General features: G+C 42.5%; 15 protein-coding genes. 3 read left to right on the top strand and 12 right to left on the bottom strand.

Features of this window, described 5'->3' with window-relative positions:
- Positions 1 to 52 precede the first annotated feature (52 nt).
- The 4 genes from K9M52_RS15040 to K9M52_RS15025 form a co-directional block, all read right to left on the bottom strand.
- Positions 53 to 616 carry an outer membrane beta-barrel protein gene (locus tag K9M52_RS15040; protein WP_224069253.1) on the bottom strand — a complete coding sequence of 188 codons (564 nt, stop codon included), beginning with the start codon at positions 614 to 616 and terminating at the stop codon, positions 53 to 55.
- Between the two features lie 258 nt (positions 617 to 874).
- On the bottom strand, positions 875 to 1,687 hold the full coding sequence (locus K9M52_RS15035) for a helix-turn-helix domain-containing protein (RefSeq protein WP_224069252.1): 813 nt from the start codon (positions 1,685 to 1,687) through the stop codon (positions 875 to 877).
- 231 nt (positions 1,688 to 1,918) lie between these two features.
- Positions 1,919 to 3,538 carry a Na+/H+ antiporter gene (locus K9M52_RS15030; protein ID WP_224069251.1) on the bottom strand — a complete coding sequence of 540 codons (1,620 nt, stop codon included), beginning with the start codon at positions 3,536 to 3,538 and terminating at the stop codon, positions 1,919 to 1,921.
- A gap of 317 nt (positions 3,539 to 3,855) precedes the next feature.
- Entirely contained in the window at positions 3,856 to 4,920 is a 1,065-nt protein-coding gene (locus K9M52_RS15025) for a branched-chain amino acid aminotransferase (RefSeq protein WP_224069250.1), read from the bottom strand.
- A 52-nt stretch (positions 4,921 to 4,972) separates the two neighbouring features.
- Here K9M52_RS15025 and K9M52_RS15020 point away from each other — a divergent pair, with 52 nt between their 5' ends.
- Together K9M52_RS15020 and rdgB are read left to right on the top strand one after the other, a co-directional pair.
- The gene (locus K9M52_RS15020; RefSeq protein WP_224069249.1) at positions 4,973 to 5,536 is read left to right on the top strand and encodes a hypothetical protein; all 564 of its coding nucleotides are present in this window, start codon (positions 4,973 to 4,975) and stop codon (positions 5,534 to 5,536) included.
- A 17-nt stretch (positions 5,537 to 5,553) separates the two neighbouring features.
- On the top strand, positions 5,554 to 6,135 hold the full coding sequence (gene rdgB / locus K9M52_RS15015) for an RdgB/HAM1 family non-canonical purine NTP pyrophosphatase (RefSeq protein ID WP_224069248.1): 582 nt from the start codon (positions 5,554 to 5,556) through the stop codon (positions 6,133 to 6,135).
- Positions 6,136 to 6,259: 124 nt separating this feature from the next.
- Here the strand turns inward: rdgB and K9M52_RS15010 are convergent, their stop codons facing one another.
- The 3 genes from K9M52_RS15010 to gyrA all read right to left on the bottom strand — a co-directional run bounded on the left by K9M52_RS15010 (position 6,260) and on the right by gyrA (position 11,275).
- Complete coding sequence (locus K9M52_RS15010; RefSeq protein ID WP_224069247.1) at positions 6,260 to 6,817, bottom strand: hypothetical protein; 558 nt, start codon at positions 6,815 to 6,817, stop codon at positions 6,260 to 6,262.
- A gap of 326 nt (positions 6,818 to 7,143) precedes the next feature.
- Positions 7,144 to 8,505, bottom strand: a complete 1,362-nt coding sequence (locus K9M52_RS15005; RefSeq protein WP_224069246.1) for a hypothetical protein — start codon at positions 8,503 to 8,505, stop codon at positions 7,144 to 7,146.
- A 76-nt stretch (positions 8,506 to 8,581) separates the two neighbouring features.
- A complete protein-coding gene (gene gyrA, locus K9M52_RS15000) occupies positions 8,582 to 11,275 on the bottom strand; it encodes a DNA gyrase subunit A (protein ID WP_224069245.1) in 2,694 nt (897 codons plus the stop codon).
- Between the two features lie 270 nt (positions 11,276 to 11,545).
- Here gyrA and K9M52_RS14995 point away from each other — a divergent pair, with 270 nt between their 5' ends.
- Positions 11,546 to 12,940 carry an FxLYD domain-containing protein gene (locus tag K9M52_RS14995; RefSeq protein ID WP_224069244.1) on the top strand — a complete coding sequence of 465 codons (1,395 nt, stop codon included), beginning with the start codon at positions 11,546 to 11,548 and terminating at the stop codon, positions 12,938 to 12,940.
- A 650-nt stretch (positions 12,941 to 13,590) separates the two neighbouring features.
- Here K9M52_RS14995 and K9M52_RS14990 read toward each other — a convergent pair.
- The 5 genes from K9M52_RS14990 to prfB all read right to left on the bottom strand — a co-directional run bounded on the left by K9M52_RS14990 (position 13,591) and on the right by prfB (position 19,443).
- Positions 13,591 to 14,577: a pyruvate dehydrogenase complex E1 component subunit beta gene (locus K9M52_RS14990; RefSeq protein ID WP_224069243.1), complete on the bottom strand. Its 987-nt coding sequence runs from the start codon at positions 14,575 to 14,577 to the stop codon at positions 13,591 to 13,593.
- 163 nt (positions 14,578 to 14,740) lie between these two features.
- Positions 14,741 to 16,381, bottom strand: a complete 1,641-nt coding sequence (pruA, locus tag K9M52_RS14985; RefSeq protein WP_224069242.1) for an L-glutamate gamma-semialdehyde dehydrogenase — start codon at positions 16,379 to 16,381, stop codon at positions 14,741 to 14,743.
- A gap of 32 nt (positions 16,382 to 16,413) precedes the next feature.
- A complete protein-coding gene (locus K9M52_RS14980) occupies positions 16,414 to 16,737 on the bottom strand; it encodes a DUF3467 domain-containing protein (protein ID WP_224069241.1) in 324 nt (107 codons plus the stop codon).
- A gap of 52 nt (positions 16,738 to 16,789) precedes the next feature.
- Positions 16,790 to 18,256: a tRNA lysidine(34) synthetase TilS gene (gene tilS, locus K9M52_RS14975; RefSeq protein WP_224069240.1), complete on the bottom strand. Its 1,467-nt coding sequence runs from the start codon at positions 18,254 to 18,256 to the stop codon at positions 16,790 to 16,792.
- A 100-nt stretch (positions 18,257 to 18,356) separates the two neighbouring features.
- Positions 18,357 to 19,443, bottom strand: a protein-coding gene (gene prfB / locus K9M52_RS14970) for a peptide chain release factor 2 (RefSeq protein ID WP_224069239.1) whose coding sequence is annotated in 2 segments (ribosomal slippage) — positions 18,357 to 19,382 and positions 19,384 to 19,443 — 1,086 coding nt in all. Because the reading frame shifts where the segments join, the coding sequence is not laid out codon by codon here.
- Between the last annotated feature and the right edge of the window lie 141 nt (positions 19,444 to 19,584).

Raw genomic sequence — 19,584 nt, 5'->3', positions numbered from 1 at the left:
AAAATCCAAAATATGGGATTTTTATCAGACTTCTTCTTTATTATCTTGATAATTACAGCCCCAAGTTATATGCAACACGTAAACCCAGAAAATTGCTGGACTTACCATTGTCGTATATCTTGCTGTCTCCTTCGAACTTAACCGCAATATCCAATGCATTACGACCGCCCAGATTTAATAAATAACCGACCTGCGGGCTATAGGTAAAGGAAGCAGATTTATCGGCGGCAACATCATCTTTGCTGGTCAAAAATCCCACACCAGCAGTACCCTGTACATATAAATTAGTGCTAGGAAAATAATATTTCAAACCGGCGCTTACGGGGATAACACCCAGATCTTTGCCGGTACCTGCTCCTTCTTTTGCAAAGAAATTATTATAACCAGCGTTAACGACTACATACAAGTCATTCTTTAATACAGGAAAATCCGCCTGTACACTTCCACCTATGGACCAATCATATGCATCTTTAAAACTACCCAATGGCAAGTTGGCCTGCGGTCCGACACTTAACTGAATTCCGGACCGTTCAGGAGCGGTCTGTGCTTTTGCATTAATAGTCAATCCAAGGACCAATGCAAGCGATAATACGGCTATTTTGTTTAAAATTTTCATCTTTTTCATTTTTAGTGATCAAATAATTTATTCAGTGTATTATTTAAAACTGCAGTTTGAATAACTCATTGACCAGGCAAAGGTAGTATGGCGTGATAGAGCAATCAATTCCAAAATTGCGGTAAAAATGACCAATTTTCAGGGGATGCTTTTATTTCAGAGCAATTAACATATACAAAAGCCTGCAACCGCGTTTACTGAATATAACTGGGCTGCAGGCCAAAATATAGTGACCCAATACATTACTTCAATAATGAATCAAGCAATATTTTTCTTCAATGCTGTTGGCGCATATCCTGCAAACTGCTTAAAAAATCTCGAAAAATGTGATGGTGTGTCAAAATTGAGCTGATCAGAAATCTCTTTAACACTAAGTTGCGAATAATTAAGTAAATAATGTGCCTCCAGATAAACTCGGCGGTGAATAATCTTTATTGCTGTTTCACCTGTTTCTTTCTTTACCGTCTCCCCCAAATACCCTGCAGTAACAAATAATTTATCTGCATACCACTGAACCATCCTCCTATCCATGAAGTTTTCATCAACCGCCTTCTTATACTGTTGTACAAGTTGATAACCTCTGGAAGCTATAGCCGGCTGGGCTTGTATCTCACTTTGAAAAATACGGCCGGATAAGAAAAACAGCTGCATAAGCATTGACTGAATAAGCTTCAGATGGAATTTTTCCTGCATTTTATATTCTTCATGCATACCTTCAATCAGGGATTTAACCTTTGCAAACATGTCATTATCTAACTGGCTAATTGGGGGAAAATCAGGGGTCTGATCCAGTATGCTTTCCAGAACAGCCTCTTTCAGATACATATCAGCAAAAAAATCGCGGCTAAATAAAACCATATAGATTTCAAAATCTTCAGAGCTCTGTTCCACAACATTGATCATTCCGGGAAAAACAAAATGCATGCTCTGAGGCCGAACCGTGAAATTAAAATGACCTGAAGTCATTTTAGCCTGACCGCTCAGGCAAAGTACAATCGCATAATGGTCTAATCTATATGGAGCACTTTTGACAATTTTGCATGTTGTTTTGATTAATGCAAAATGTTGCACGTCATTATGATCGGTAACGCTGTCCCTTCCTTTTTCATTACATTTTGCCTGCAAGGCGTCCCCAATGGCAACTGTTCTGACCAGGTCCTTTAATTCTGTCGGCTTTGCAAAGACATTCATAGGATATTTTTTTGTTAGACGGCAAAGATACCACCTATCCTTTAATCCCTTATGTCAAGAACGGTTAACAGCCGCTTTAAAGCGGTAAACCGGCATAATGGGCCCGTAGCCTTAATATTTAGCCAACCGTGCCTCTTCCAGGTCCAGACTGTGCTCCATATCCCTGATGACACTATCGTCATACTTTTTCTCATAGCGGATCGTATGTAATAACGATCGACGCAGTTTGACCAGTTCCTGCAGGACCTTCCGGTTCAGTTTACGTTCAGACCGGGCAGTTGCTTCATCATTTTGCTCCGACAAATTGAGCTCGCTCATTGTAATACTGCGCATGATCTGCTCTTTGATCTTAGCCATACTTTCATATTCCTGTAATTCCTTACCGTAATGCTTATCCATATAGTTCAGCGAGTCTTTACTGAGTCTTAACCGAATTTCTTCGAGCTGTTCCACCTCGGGCCGGTAGTCGTCAATTTCTTTCAGTTTCAGGAATTTAATGAAGAATGGCAAGGTTAATCCCTGGAACACCAGTGTTACCAAGATAACTATGAATGTAATAAAGAGAATCAGGTTTCTATGAGGAAAGTCAGTTCCATCGGACAGCGTAATAGGAATCGCCAATGCAGAAGCCAGTGAAACCACCCCACGCATACCTGCCCATCCGATGACAAAGGGCAGTTTAAGCCCCGGACTACGTTCCTCATTTCTGATTTTGGAAGACAATAACCTTGGTAAAAAAAGCGCCAGATAAACCAGAATAATCCGGATGACTATAACGATCACACTAATGACCAAAGCATACCGGATCGCCTCTTCAATAGAATAACCCTCCAGGCTATGGATAATTTGTTTCAACTCCAGCCCGATCAGGATAAATACAAAACCATTCAGTAAGAATCCCACAGTGGCCCAGACCTCCTGTGTCTGCAGACGGGTATGGTAATTTAAAAAATCACTGGACCTAAATGAAAGGAACAAACCTCCGCTGACAACCGCCAGTACACCGGACCAGTTAAAATACTCCGCCACAACGTACATGATATAAGGAGCAATCAATGTAATAGGTGTCGTAATACTTGAGGATTTAGCCCAATATCTCAAAATAAAATAAAGCAAATGAGCAATCACTAATCCCACAAAAATTCCCATCACAGACAGGATCATAAAATTAGTTGCCGCTACCCTGAAAACAAACTGACTGGTTAAAATAGCAGCTATTGCAAATCTCAGAACAGTCAGGGAGGCAGCATCATTCACCAGACTCTCACCCTCCAGGATGACGAGACCTCGTCTTGGCATTTTAAGCCCCTTTAGCACTGAGGTTGCCGCTACCGCATCAGGCGGAGAAACAATTCCTCCCAGCAAGCATCCGAGAGCAAACGTAAATCCGGGAATGATATTCACAGAAAAAAAAGCTACCGCAAGTGAGGTCATAATCACCAAACCAAAACCCAGGGAGAAGATTGACCGCTTCCATTTCCAGAAATCATTCCATGAAGTATACCAGGCGGCTTCAAAAAGTAGCGGTGGTAAAAATATGAGGAAAATCAAATCCGGATCAATACTGATAGGCCGTACACCTGGTATCAGACTTATGCCCAGTCCACCTATCACCAGAAAAATCGGATAGGATATCCGAAAGCGCTGACTTAAGACATATAACAATGCCATCGCGAAGAATAAAGCTAAAATCAGTAAGAGATTTTGGTGTATCAGGTTTTCATGCCCCATAAATGATTTAATATAAAGCGATTAAAAAAGCGATTCAGGCCTCTAAATTGCAGCAAATCCGGTAAAATACAATGCTATTTCGCCATATTCGCGATATGGGATTGTCAAAATAGCCAGCCTTTTATAGCTGATATTGTAAAGCACAAAAATAAGAAAAATAAGGCAAAAATCCATTGTCAGCCGCCTGTCTAAATACAAAGAAGCACAACAGATTTCAAACTACCCATAGTAGTGAAACCAGTTGTGCTTCTTTTCTGCGGTTTTCAAAACTCATCTTCAGCCATGCAGTAAATCCATCTGCGCCGGCCGATCAATACCTATAGCTTCACGATCCAACCATGTTTGTCCTCGGTCACACCGATGCGGATATCATTTAGTCTTTTAGCCAGTTCCCTTGAGACCTCCGCTTTGTCCAGATCAAAAACCATATGCTTGTCTTTATAGCTTAATTCTTTAATTCTGGAAATTGTTGCAGCGGTCCCAGTACCAAAGGCTTCCACAAAATCACCGTTATCATAAGCCTGAATTAACTCCTCTACATTGACTCTTCTTTCTTCCACATTAAGACCCATTTCACGAAGAACAACAATAGCGCTTTTACGGGTAACCCCATCTAAAATAGTACCTTCTTCCAGCGAAGGCGTGACGACTGCATCCTTGAGTACAAAAAACACATTCATCGTTCCAACTTCCTGTAACCATTTATGCTCAAAAGCATCCGTCCACAGTACCTGATCAAAACCGTTGCGGATGGCATCCTGTGCAGGCTTCAGGCTACCGCCATAGTTACCCGCATTCTTGGCCTCACCGACGCCTCCCGGAGCAGCCCTCGTGTATTTTTCTTCAACAGCAATACGCATCGGCTTATCATAATAAGGTCCGGTCGGACTCAAAATAATAATGAATTTATAGGAACCGGATGGGCGTACGCCAATAAACTCATCAGTGGCGAACATAAAAGGACGGATATACAAAGAATGGTTTTCCATGGCGGGAATCCAATCCTTGTCCAGATTGATCAATTGTTTCATACCCTCCATAAATATCTCACTGGGAACCTCCGGCATTTCCATACGCACTGCCGATTGATTAAAACGCTTAAAATTCTCTTCCGGACGGAAGATCACGGCTTCCCCTTTGGTGTTTTTATAGGCCTTAATCCCTTCGAATATAGACTGGCCATAATGTATAGCAGCCAGAGAAGGTGCAAATGTTAATGGCTGATAGGGTTTAATCTCCACCTGCTGCCATTTCCCATCGGTATAATCTGCCACCAGCATGTGATCCGTGAAAACATGCCCAAAATGAATATTTTTGAGTTCCACCTGTGGCAACCGGCTGGAATCAGTTTTGGAAACTTTAATAGCTAAAGACTCGCTCATAAAATCTGAAATTTAAATGTATATTTGACCAAATGTTTATAATTCAATAATTATGGATACGCAATTGCCTGAATTCGTGTTAGCCGGATTATACAAAGACGTGCTCGTTATTACAGAACCAACACCCTCGCTTTCAGCAAAATTGGTACTCAAAGGTAATGAAATTAATTCACCGGAAAAGCCAAATATTGTTCAAAACCCGGCAGAAATTAAAAAATGGTGGTTGGGCTCAAACAACCGCCAGATCGCTATTCTGGTAGAGGATAAGTCTAGCGTATTTATAGGAGATAAGGAGCTGGAGTTCCTGACCAATATCCTGAAAGCCTGTAAACTCTCCATAACAGATGTTGCCTTGATCAATTACGCCAGAACGCCACGCAGCTATATTGAATTAAGCAAGGATCCGGAGTGCACTCATTTTCTGATCTTTGGCCTCAGCCCGGCGCAGTTGCAACTTCAGTTCACTTTTCCGCCTTATCAATCTCAGAAGGTTGACCAGAGCCATTTTCTGCTGGCCGCCCCACTGTCTGCTATGATGAGTACAACGCAGGAGGCAAAAGCAGAAAAAATGAAACTTTGGAACGCACTTCAACAATTTTTTCATCTTAAAGGATAACCTTATATATACTTGTTATGGAACTCATATTTGCGACGAATAATCCCAATAAGGTCAGAGAAATCAGAAACGTAATCGGCGATAAGATTCACATCCTACCTCTAAAGGAAGCAGGTATCATTATAGAGATTCCAGAACCACATGACACCTTACAGGATAACGCTCTGGAAAAAGCACAGACCATTTCTCACCTAACCGGCAAAAATTGTTTCAGTGAAGACAGTGGACTTGAAGTCACTGCATTAGGTGGAGCGCCAGGCGTGAAAAGCGCCAGGTTTGCCGGCGATAAAGCAACAGACAGGCAAAATATTGAACTTCTGTTAGAAAAGATGCAAGGTAAGGCGATGCGTCAGGCGCAGTTCAGAACTGTCATCGCACTGATTTGGGAACATCAGACCTACTATTTTGAGGGAATTTGTACGGGCAGGATCACAGAGCGACCTACGGGAGAAAGTGGTTTTGGATACGACCCGATATTTATACCAGATGGTAGCGAACACTCCTTTGCAGAGATGACCATGGAAGAAAAAAACAAGTTCAGTCATCGTAAGAAGGCCACAACGCAACTCATCGAATTTCTAAAACGCAAGCTAAAATAGCTTTTCTTAAGCAGTTTTACCAATAAGAAAAGCGGACCACCCAATTTATTCAGGTAGCCCGCCCTTCTCTATACTTATGGTAGCCATTGACTTGTTCTTTTCAATACCGCAGGCTTACCTATGTCTATAAATTCAAATTCAGGTTAAAAGATACTGCCGGATATCTGCTGCTATATGTATCATAGTAGTTCTGCGGGTAAGCACTTACAGGGACACCCTGTAAATACTGCAGCCTAACGTTATTCCAGTTCAATCCCACCATAAAACTGGGTACTGCCTCGGAAAATATCCAACGCCCCCTGTTTCTATATACATATCCATGCCTGCGTGCGTCATAGAATGCATGATAGTCTGGAAAATACACATGGCGGTTATAGTGGTAATGGTGCCGGCCTGCCCATGGTGCGACTCTGTATGACCTTCTGGGAGCCCTCACAATTCTTCTGCTGTTATAATGGCTTCTGCCACTGTAATGACCGCGATTGCTATAATAATGTCCCTGTTTTTGATAATGCTTGTAGGCTTTTGCGTGGCTTTTACGATAATGTTTCTGAGCCTTTCTATAAGACTTTCCGCTGTAATGCCCCCTCTGATCGTGGCCATGGCCTCTTTGGGCAAAACTTTGTTGACTAAAAAAAAGTCCACCCAAACACAGCATCCATATATATATTGCTTTTTTCATGTTTGTAGATTTAAATAATGATATAATCACATAAAACACACCTTATCGGGCCTGTCACTTCATCCGGAATGCGGTAAATTTCATGTAGGTTTTCAGATAATCAGAGGCGGTGGCCATACGCAGCTTCATTATCCTTTCTGTGTATATAGATAGGATATTTGCCCTTAAAGTTTAATGGAAGCAGGCTAAAAAAAATCATTTTCACCGAATAATTCATGAATTGTACCCAATTATAATTAAAATACAAACAGAGCTTCCTCTATACAAACAGCCCTGATTAATTAAATAAACAGGGCTGTCACCAAATTTATATACAGTCAATCTTCTTATTTGAAAGAATCATGTAAACCATCAAACTTCTGAAACAACGCATTGTATTTATCATAAGCCTTGGGATCATGTCCTCTGGCCTTGTTCATTTTCCAGCTATAGAGATTTGCTATAATATCGACAGCGCGGTTTAGGGAGACCACTTCATTTTTATCCCTATCCTGTTTGTTGGAAAGAATATCAAAGCTTTTTGTCAACCATGTAATTGACGAGTCTGCAATAGGAGCTTGCTCTTTCTCAATCGCATCTCTTCTGGCCTTCTTCTCTGCCTCTTCACCCTTATTAGCATAATACTCATCATCCAGTGCGCTAAATTTCTGGTAGTTCAAAATACCGACGTTAAAAGCATATATCCCATTTTGGCTCAAATTAAACGCTTTCGCATATGCATCGATGGAAGCAGCTTTCGCAGCGGCTATCTCCGCAGTATCCTGAGTAGATTTTTCAGCGTTGGCGAGTGTCTGTGCAATTTCAATATATTGCGCTTCTGTCATTTGTCCACCGGCATCTTTTTGTTTGTAATTGTTAATAATGTCGTTTACACTACCTCCAGCCAACATCGCCTGTGTCTCAATCTGACTCCAGAGATCACTTTTATCGGGATAATTCTTTTTCGCGAGCGCTAAGTATTTATCTGTATTTGCCTTATCCTTTTTAACCTGATAATACTGAATCATAAACTGATACATGGCTGCCATATCCTTCGTGGCGATATTACGTTCAGCTAATTTCTGATACATAGACATTGCAGAGTCTGCCATAGCGGGATTTTGGAATGAACCGCCGTTTTCCTGATTATATCTGGATGCGTTCTGTGCTGCGAAACCAGTATATAAAACGGTAAATGTATCTATTGCGTTTCTGTCGGGGTTCTGACTAAAACCATTTTTGGTAATATAATCTGCCCATTTGTATGCATTGTAGAAACTTTTATAAGCCTCATCCCAAGCTGTATCCTTAAACTTATTAAGACCATTATTAAAAGATTTGGAATACACGACCGATACGGCATTAATACCCTGGTCCTCACGCATCAACTTATTAAATGCCGCGGTGTCTGTATTCTGTTGTAACTGATCCAATGTAGATGCGCTGGTCTGTAAGGCATCCGGATAATTAGCCGCCTGAGCAGAGTCAGATGCAAGATTAGCGTAAATAACTGCTTTATAAGTAAGAGCTTCTTTATTGTCCTGTTCTTTAGGATTGGCCAAAACTTTATCAATCAAATCCTTCGCATCGGTGTATTTCTTCTCCACCAAAAGTTTGACTACATCATCCTTTTTAAATTTGACAGGTTTTTGTGCCCATGCTCCAGCGGTAATTCCGAGAAGCAAAAATGAGAATACAATCCTTTTCATTTTGTTTTTTTTAGTTAACTGAATGTCTTTTAATTTATATCCTTGATTTGATTAAACTATGTCCGTTGCATCCATTCTACATTTCTTCAATGTCCCTTTTTGCATCTGGCAGATCGTCATCTTTTTCAGATTGATCGTTATCCCCGCTAGAAGTCTCCGACGGGATAACATCTGCTCCTTCTGCAATTATCTCCTCGGCCGGTTCTTCCATTTGCTGTTCATCAATTTTAGAAATAGCTGCAATTTCATCGCCGTCATCCAGACGAATCAGGATAACCCCCTGCGTGTTTCTACCTGCTTCCTTAATTGCCGCCACATCCGTACGCAGTGTGATACCTGATTTGCAGGTGATAATCAGATCATGCTTTTCTGTAACATTTAATATACCAACAAGCTTGCCAGTTTTTTCCGTTACATTAATTGTTTTTACACCTTTGCCTCCCCTGTTGGTTACACGATAAACATCTTCTCCCATCTCATCAATGATCCGGGTCCGCTTACCGTACCCTTTCTCACTGACAACCAATACAGTATGATCTAAATCTTCTTTATCTACATGGATCATGCCGACCACTTCGTCATCTTTCGCATCTACCTCTATACCCGTTACACCAATGGCACCCCGGCCGGTTGGACGCACCTTGGCTTCAGGGAAACGGATCGCCCGACCGCTCTTAACCGCCAGCATGATTTCACTTTGGCCATCTGTTAACATAGCTTCCAGTAATTCGTCTCCTTCGTTAACTGTGATGGCGTTTACCCCTGTAGCCCTGGGGCGGCTAAAATCTTTAAGCGCCGTCTTCTTAATAATTCCCTTCTTGGTACATAAAACAACATAATGACTATTTACATAGGTTTCGTCCGTTAGTTTCTTCACATTGATAATCGTTCTCACTTTATCGTCACCGGGTATCTGAATCAGATTCTGAATGGCTCTGCCTTTTGCATTCTTCTCTCCTTCCGGTATTTCATAGACTTTCAGCCAAAACACCCGCCCTTTTTCTGTAAAATACATCATGGTGTCATGGGTAGAAGCTACGAATAAATGCTCAACGTAATCTTCATTTCTGGTAGCGGCTCCCTTGCCTCCACGGCCACCACGTCTTTGTTGGCGGTATTCAGAGGCCGAAGTTCGTTTAATATAACCCAGATGAGAGATCGTAATGACCACATCTTCCTCTTCAATCAAGTCCTCGATACTAATGTCGTTGGCGTTATACTCAATGGTGCTCTTTCTTTCATCTCCATATTTATTTTTAACCTCCAGAAGCTCTTCCTTGATCACATCATAACGGGCGTCCTCATTGGCGAGTAAATGCTTCAATTTGGCGATAAACTGCATAAGCTCATTATAATCAGCCTGGATCTTTTCTCTTTCCATGCCGGTAAGCCGTTGCAATCTCATTTCTAAAATGGCCTGTGCCTGCACTTCATCTAGGAATTCATTTGAGGTCGCTTCACCCAGGAGTTGGATAATTTGAGAATTTTTAAGTTTCAGCTGTGCGGCGACCAGATTTTCTTTAGCCTCAGCCGGATTGGTAGACTCACGAATAATCCGGATCACTTCGTCCAAATTATCCAGTGCAATTAGATAACCTCTTAAAAGATGTTCTTTCTCCTCTGCTTTCTTAAGTTCGAATTTGGACCTGCGGATGACTACATCCATTCTGAATTCAATGAATTCAGCGATCAGTTGTCTGAGATTTAGCGTACGTGGGCGCCCTTTACAGATTGCCACATTATTAATCCCAAAACTGGTTTGCAGCTCAGAATATTTATAGAGTTGGTTGATGACCACATTGGCCACGGCATCTCTTTTGAGTTCTACAACAATACGGATACCCCCTCTTTTACTCGTCTCATTATTAACATAGGCTATTCCTTCTACCACTTTATTGGTCGCTAATTGACCGATCTTATCAGTAAGTCCATCCAGACTGACTTGATACGGTACTTCTGTAATAACGATCTTTTCCCTTCCTGACTCTTTGGTCTCCACATGGCATTTGCCTCGGACCATGACACGTCCGCGGCCAGTCATCATGGCTTGTCTCACTCCATCCATGCCAAAGATGATTCCCCCTGTCGGGAAATCAGGCGCTTTGACTATTTTCATTAAATCCTCAATCGCGATGTCCCTATTGTCAACATAGGCCAAACATCCGTCAACAACCTCCGTAAGATTATGAGGCATCATATTGGTCGCCATACCAACGGCGATCCCACTGGAACCGTTGAGTAAAAGCTGAGGAATCCTGGTAGGCAATACACTGGGTTCCTCCAGGGAATCATCAAAATTCAGATGAAAGTCCACTGTATCTTTTTCGATATCTTCCAACATCGTTTCTGCCAGCTTGGACAGGCGGATCTCAGTGTAACGCATGGCAGCCGGGCTATCCCCGTCCTGGGTACCAAAATTACCCTGGCCATCCACCAACGTATAACGCATGGTAAAATCCTGGGCCATCCTGACGACTGTAAAATAAATTGAAGAGTCACCGTGAGGGTGGTATTTACCCATTACCTCCCCGACGATACGGGCAGACTTTTTATAAGGTTTATTGCTATGATTCCCTAACTCATTCATAGAGTAAAGAACGCGGCGATGAACGGGTTTAAACCCGTCGCGGACATCGGGTAACGCTCTTCCGACAATAACGCTCATCGAATAATCGATGTAGGCGGTTTTCATTTCAGTTTCGATATTGACGGGAATAATCCGGTCATGATCACCCGTTTCTTCGGGTAACAAATCTTTATTTTCTTCCATATATAATTAAAAAATATCTAAAGCGAATTTACGCCTTGCATGTAAGGCGTAAAGCTACGAAATTTATGCCTAAATCGGCGCTAAAAATCCGGCTGCCGTACAAAATATTTAGCTTGAAAATTCCAGGCAAAATAAAATGGCAAAATAATTGCTAATGAGTATTTTGGAGAATTTTTCGGCCAGTTATGGGATAAAATAATCCTAATTTTACTGTTCGTTTTTTTAAGTCTTTGATATTCCCTATTTTTATGTCAATCCTTTAAAACAAAAGTGCAATACTGGTTACGTAGAAATAACATCGAAAAGGGCCCGTTTACCAAAGAGGCGTTACTCAGCCAAGGGCTCAATTCCAGCGACCTGATCAAGATCGATGGCGGTTCCGAGTGGAAATCGCCCAATAGTTTTGCTGAACTGCAACAGGGGTTGCAAAGTACACCCAAACCAAAATATAAGTTTACTGCAGATAAGAAATTGATAGAAATCAAGGACGAGGACCAGGTAAAACCCGAGGCGACCGTTCCTAAACCAGAACCTTCGGCCGGACCCTCTCCGTTTAAACGCATGCCCTCAGCCTTGCCCAAAAAAAAGACAACTGTTCCGCCACCAGTGGATAAGACGGGCGTCAATATAAATGAGAAGGTAAAAGAACGGGCCAAAAATTCACGGATAGAAAAACCTCTGGAGTCCACACAAATGTATACAAGTGGATCTGCTGCGGCTCATGCCGCCGCAAATGCGCATCAAAAAATACACCCTCAGATCCAAAACTTGGATGAAGCTCCGCTCAGAGAAGTCCGGCACCACCCCACTCCTAAGCCAGTTCGGACGACTGCTCGTCCACAAAACTCCCATTTTTTTAAGGAATTCTTTCTTCCGATTATCATCATTGGTGGTATTGGCTTTCTGGCCTGGTGGGGATATAAACAATTTACAACGCCTTCTACAGATTCGGGCATTGCGGCAACCGGCCTTGCAGTTCGTGATTCTTCAACTGCGGGCAGCAAACGGCAAGACTCACAAAAAAACAATACAGTCAAGACCGACGGGCCGGCGGCTATTCCCATGCATAAGCCAACTGGAAATGCCGTGAACACCACTTCGCAACCTAAGTCCGTTAAGGATAGCAGCAGGTTAGCCAAGGTCTCAGAGAAAGCCGCACAAACTCCCTCGCGGACCTCAGCCTCCACTACTCCATCCGTGACAGCACAAAAAACAACGGCCCTAAAAGACAGCAGTACGGATAAAAATACGGTCAAGGCTCCTCCGGCAAAGGCAACAGCCCCGGTAGAGAAAAAAGCGGATACACCTGTGACAACAACAGCCAAGGAAGCGCCTGAAAAAAAGGCGCCTGAAAAAAAAGCACAAAAAGCGGCAAGTATAGCAGATTATGTTAGTTTGTCCTTGAATAAGGCGCCGGAACCGGGTATTAAAAACGTGAAAATTAGAGTTCATAATACTTCAAAAGATGACCTCAATATAGCCGTCGTGGAAATTAAATATTACGATAAGGAAGGAAAATTCATTCAAGGAGAAACCCTCCAGACTGGAAAAATAAATGCCGGCAAAACGACGACACTTAAGGTTCCCAGTAGCAGAAATGCAGAACGTATCTCCTATAAAGTTTCTCTGATCAGCGGTGATAATGTCTATCTTATGGGGCGCTGATCCATCGATACACGGTCAAGGCCGGGCTTCGTAACAGACACGTTGATATCTGACTTCAACAAAATTCTACAGTCGGTAAATGACGGCATACCCGCATGTAAGACACCTTTTAGTCTATGTCTTTGGGTAGATATCCGCACCCCGCCTTCTTGGTCATTAAACCACACAATATCTCGTTAATCAGTCTGTATACGGTAGAAGTCCTCCTCATCAGAGAAAGCAGACCCGACTTGTACAGTTTGCACACTGATATTAAGCGGCAGGGGTTTTTAGAACGGGATTATCAAAGATATGGCCGGAAACAATATTGTTCCCGCAATTGTCCGTGACAGAACACCCTGCCTGTGAATAGGCAACCGTACATCAATGGTATTTAGCAGCAAATAATATCGTCTGCAAAGGCACTATCCAATAAATCATTGCTGAGCAAATACCTACCTCTGTAAGTTCGGAACACGATCATTAAGAGGCAGATAATTATATGAAAATGCGTATACATAACCACTCTGCTTTAAAGCCTGATTTCTCGTTTAACAGGCAGTAAAACAGCCCCTTACCTAGACTGATAATTCTTCAGATAAAAAAAATCCGTCATCTGTTGTGGGTCCAATAACAGATGACGGATAAAAATATATTGAATAACCTTTCAGTTATTTTTTCAGGTACATCACTTCTTTAACCAGCTTAACGACACGGCCGACGCTGGGCAGATAAGCTTCCACCAGTGTAGGAGCATAGTGCATCGGTGCATCAGCAGCAGTAATTCTGCGAATAGGTGCATCTAAATAATCGAAACCTTCTTTTTGAATGCGGTAAGTAATTTCTGAACTGACAGAAGCAAACGGCCATTGCTCCTCCACGATCACCAGGCGATTGGTCTTTTTAACACTTTCCAGAATGGTTCTCCAATCCAGTGGGCGGATCGTTCTAAGGTCGATTACTTCGGCACTAATACCTTCTTTTTCCAGTTCTTCTGCCGCAGCCAGCGCAACCTTCATCATTTTATTGAAAGATACAATAGTAACGTCTTTGCCTTCTTTTTTTATCGCTGCCTTGCCAATCTCTATATAATATTCTTCTTCAGGCACTTCACATTTATCACCGTACATCACTTCACTTTCCATGAAGATCACAGGGTCCTGTTCATAACGGATGGCCTGTTTCAATAAACCTTTACCGTCATAACCATTCGACACGGATACCACTTTAATACCGGGGATATTGGCATATAAGGCTTCAAAAGCCGTAGAATGCTGGGCACCCAGCTGTCCTGCACTACCGTTGGGTCCACGCAATACGATAGGGCAGCCAATTTGACCTCCACTCATAGCCAGCATTTTAGATGCCGTATTCAGGATCTGATCGAGTGCTAAAACAGCAAAATTCCAGGTCATATATTCTACGATAGGCAATAATCCGTTTTGAGCAGCGCCTACAGCCACACCGGTGAAGCCTAATTCGGAGATAGGCGTATCAATCACACGTTTAGGACCGAATTCAGCCAGCATACCCTGGCTCACTTTGTAAGCACCATTGTATTCAGCTACTTCTTCTCCCATTAAGAATACACGCTCATCTCTTCTCATTTCTTCATTCATCGCTTCACGCAATGCTTCACGAAAGGCTATTTGTCGCATAATATATTTATCTAATTTAATATAAGATTACTCGTAATTTACGGCGCAAAAATATAGGTTTTTTCTCTAGAATTCCGAATTTATTTGTAAAATTACCAGTCTATTGATCCTAATAAAAATCCACCTTCCTAAGAAAGTGGATTTCCTCTAATATAGGGGTATGTTATTGCTCCGCATCCTTGGCCAGGAACGGATAAGTATAATCTACTGGCGGATTCAAGGTTTCTTTAATGCTACGGGCACTTAACCACCGGTACAGGTTTAGGGCACTGCCAGCTTTATCATTGGTACCAGAAGCCCTGGCACCACCAAATGGCTGCTGTCCTACCACCGCGCCTGTTGGTTTATCGTTAACGTAGAAATTGCCAGCAGAAAAACGCAAACGCTCTGTAGCCAAGGCAATTGCCTGTCTGTCCTGGGCCAGAATAGAACCAGTCAAGGCATATGGAGAAGTGCTGTCCACCAGATCCAGCGTTTGTTCAAACTTATCCGCGTCATAAACGTATATTGTCAATACCGGGCCGAAGATTTCTTCGCACATGGTAACATACTTAGGATCTTTGGCTTCAATAATTGTCGGTTCGACAAAATAGCCTTCCGTTTTATCACAATTTCCTCCCACCAGAATGCTGGCTTTTCGGTCTTTCGCTGCGTTTTTTAGATAATTGGATATCTTATCGAAGCTCTTCTCATCAATGACAGCATTGATAAAATTACTAAAATCATCTACTGGCCCCATTTTGAAGGATTTCACAGTATTGATGAGCTTTGTCTTGATCCGGTCTGCCAGGTTAGAAGGGATATACGCTCTTGAAGCGGCAGAACATTTCTGTCCCTGATATTCAAATGCACCTCTTGCCAGGGCTGTGACAGCCTCATCAATATTGGCAGATTTGTGAATAACCACGAAATCTTTACCCCCTGTTTCCCCAACGATTCTTGGGTAGGATTTATAGCGATTGATATTTTCTCCAATGGTTTTCCAGATCGTGTTGAATACCGCAGAAGAGCCAGTGAAGTGAATGCCAGCAAAATCAGGGTGAGAGAACACGATCTTACCCAGTTTCTGCCCACTGACATACACGAGGTTGATAACGCCATCAGGAAGGCCTGCTTCCTTCAGTATTTTCATAATAAGCTGCGCACTATAGACTTGAGTATCAGCCGGTTTCCAGACTACCACATTACCGCAAAGGGCTGCACTGGTGGGCAGATTACCCGCAATGGCCGTAAAATTGAACGGCGTAAGAGCCAATACAAATCCTTCCAGCGGACGCCATTCCGTCCGGTTTTTTACACCGGGGCTGTCACTGGGCTGCTGCCGGTAGATCTTACTGAGGAAATGTACATTGAACCGTAGAAAGTCGATCAGTTCACAGGCGCTGTCAATTTCCGCCTGATAAGCATTCTTACTCTGGCAAAGCATTGTGGCCGCATTTAGTTCGGCACGGTACTTCTGAGCAATAAGATCTGCTGCTTTTAAAAAGATGTGCGCCCGGTCTTCCCAGGGCATTGCCTCCCAGCTACTTTTGGCCTTCAGGGCAGCGTCGATCGCCTGGTTAATATGTTTATCATCTCCACGATGGAAAAAGCCCAGCGTGTGGCTCAGTTCATGAGGGGGGCGAATTTCAACTTTTTTGCCGGTTTTTACGGCGCGACCACCAATATACATGGGTATTTCTAACTTCTTTTTCTTAGCATCAGCCAAGGCTTTGCTGAGGGCTTTTCTCTCCGCAGACCCGGGAGCATACCCTAAAACCGGTTCATTAGCCGGCAAAGGATAATTAAAATAACCTAAACTCATAGAATTATAATTTGTACTTGAAAAAAACGTGCTTAAGCTTGTGCTGCAGGACCTCCGAAATTCATAGGGATTTCAATGGCATCCAGATCCTTAATTTCTCCATTTTCACTCTCAAAGCGACGAACATTGTCCGCCAGTGCTCCTAGCAGCCTTTTGGCATGCATCGGTGAAAGGATGATCCTGGATTTTACCTTATTTTTCGGATTACCCGGCATAACATTTACAAAATCTACAATAAACTCTGCATTGCTATGCGTAATGATCGCCAGATTCGAATAAGTACCTTCTGCCACCTCCTCACTGATCTCAATATTAAGATGCTCCGGTGTATTTGCGTTGTCCTTCTGGTTGGCCATATAAATAATAGATTTTAAACTGCGAATATAACACATTCGCCCGAGCTGCCCTTTATTTAGGGCAATCGTTTGTCGGTAGTAGTTTAAGTTTAAGAATATTTTTTGTCCCTTGTGTAATTTTGAACCGCTCATCCAGTCGGTGTCCCACCACCCAAATAATACGCCCTCCGCTCTCAAGTAATACCCATATCTGTCCCTTTTCATGCATACCTACTTTTTGATCAATTAAAAAGCGCGCAACCTTCTTCTTCTTAAGCATGCCCAGCGGATAAAAGTAATCACCCGGCTTCCATTTTCTGAGCAGTAAAGGAAAGGAAATTTTTCTACTGTCTATCATAGCCACGGTCGGGTCTGTCAGGATTTTAGATGGGACTCCTTGTTGAACGGAGAGCTCTAGTCTGCCGGCTGGGAACTCAATGGCTTGCACGCCTTTTTCTATTAAAATGATTCCGGCAATTTTCTCATTCAGTGGTGACAGAACTAAATGGGCCCGGTTACGCAAAATACGATAATCTTTTGCTGCATTATCCTGATAAGCACCACTCTCAGACGATAATAATTTTTCTACTTCGGGAAGTTGCCTATATCCAAACCCATAAGGCCTTAATGCTTCCCAAAGAAGGGTTAAGGCAATACCCGACTTTTGCAGCAACCGCACACTTAAGTATAAGTGACCATCCTGAAAATTCAACAGCCGCTTTTTATATTTCTCAAGGCCTGCCTGATATAAAACTTCTGCCTGACTGAACCGCTGAAGGTTATCTAACAGTGTATCTTCAATGACAGGATAAATCGTTTTTAACTCGGGTAAAATTTTATTGCGGAGATAATTTCTCGTATAGTCTGTAGATTGATTCGTTGAATCCTCCACCCAGTCTATCCCGGCAGATCTTGCATAATTAAACAGCGATGATCGTTTAAATGCAAGCAGCGGTCTGAGTATGTTTCCATTTTTTGCAGGAATTCCATGCAAGCCACTAATACCACAACCCCTGAAAAAATTCAAAAGCAAGGTCTCTATCTGGTCGTTTGCATGATGAGCGGTCATTAAGAATTCAGGAGCGGGATCAGGTAAATCAATACCCTCCCATGCCACTTTATCTTTTGCTATTAGTGCTTTAAAGAAATCATACCGAAGCTTTCTGGCAGTTTCTTCAATGGACATTTTCCATTCGGTGGCCTGATTCCCGGCATGAAAATCCTTGACAATTAAAGGTGTTTTTATAAGTGCTGCCTGAGAGCGAACAAAGGATGCGTCCCGGTCACTCTCCTCCCCTCTTAAATGAAAATTGCAATGTACCCAGATGGCCGGAATTCCCATATCAAAAAGCAATCGACCGAGTACCATGCTGTCCATTCCCCCGCTGATCGCCAGCAATACCGGCCGCCTTGACCACTGGGTTTGGTTATGGCGATTACCGGCAAAGCCATTCAACACATAAGGAAAACATATTTCAAGCTGCTTTTTAAAAGCCTGAAATAGATCCTGAGTCCCCTTTTGTTGTTGCAAATGAGCCATTGTCTCGTCTATCTTTAAAATGGTAAGAAACTTACCCGGCAATTTATGTAAGAAGGCCACAGCTATCTTTCATATATTAGAAAGCCACCGTAGCCAATATTCAATCTACATTCTGTGACATGAGGTTGGCCTTAATAAAGCCATCAAGATCCCCATCCATAACAGGTTGAACGTTGCCCGTTTCGTAATCGGTACGATGATCCTTAATCATTTTATAAGGATGAAAAACATAACTGCGGATCTGCGAACCCCATTCTATTTTTTTCTTGTTTGCATTGGTGGCGTTCTGCAGCTCCTGGCGGCGCCGAAGCTCTTCTTCATAAAGGCGGCTCTTCAGCATGGTCAGCGCAATTTCTCTATTTTCACCCTGAGTTCTGGATTGTTGACATTCTACGATAATACCAGAAGGAATATGTTTTAACCGAACGGCCGTCTCCACTTTATTGACGTTTTGGCCACCTTTACCACCACTGCGATAGAACTCCCATTCCAGATCAGCCGGATTTACCTCAATCTCAATAGAATCATCAATGAGTGGATAAACATATACAGACGCAAAGGAAGTATGTCTTCTTGCATTACTGTCAAATGGAGAGATTCTGACAAGTCTGTGTACGCCACTTTCTCCCTTCAGAAACCCATAAGCAAAGCTACCTTCAAATTCCAATGTGGCCGTTTTGATCCCAGCACCATCTCCTTCCTGATAATCCATTTCAGTAACTTTCCAACCTTGTTTCTCACCATACATCCTATACATGCGCAGTAACATTTCAGCCCAATCCTGGCTTTCCGTACCTCCTGCACCAGAATTAATCTGAACAACTGCCGGCAGTTCATCTTCAGGTTGATTCAGTGTACTTTTAAACTCTGCTTCCTCCAGTTTTTCAAGGGACAGATCGTACGCCTGCTGTGTCTCCTGTTCGGTCGCATCACCTGCCTTCCAAAACTCAAAGAGTACAGCAAAATCCTCTACCGCGGTTTCTACATCTTCATATAGATGCAACCAGTATTCCAGTATCTGGATTTCTTTCATCGTTTGCGTAGCCCGGGTATTATCATCCCAGAAACCAGCAGAAACGCTCAATCTTCTATCTTCCTCTAACTTTTGTTGTCGATTCTCGACGTCAAAGAAACCTCCTCAAAACCAATAGGCGGTCTCTTATATCTTTTAAATGTTCACTGGTCATCTTTATAGTAAATATAGGGTATGAATAATTTTGTGTATTCCGGGCAAAATTACGGCAATTAATCAGCAAATCCTTGCCCGATCCTGTTTTTATACAAAGACCATCCACTGTACCATAGACTGCACAAAGGATGGTCTTCTA

The organism is Arachidicoccus terrestris (genome assembly GCF_020042345.1).
Classification (GTDB): Bacteria; Bacteroidota; Bacteroidia; order Chitinophagales; family Chitinophagaceae; genus Arachidicoccus; species Arachidicoccus terrestris.
Note: the sequence above shows the minus strand (reverse complement) of the source record. Positions and strands in the feature narration are given on the sequence as shown.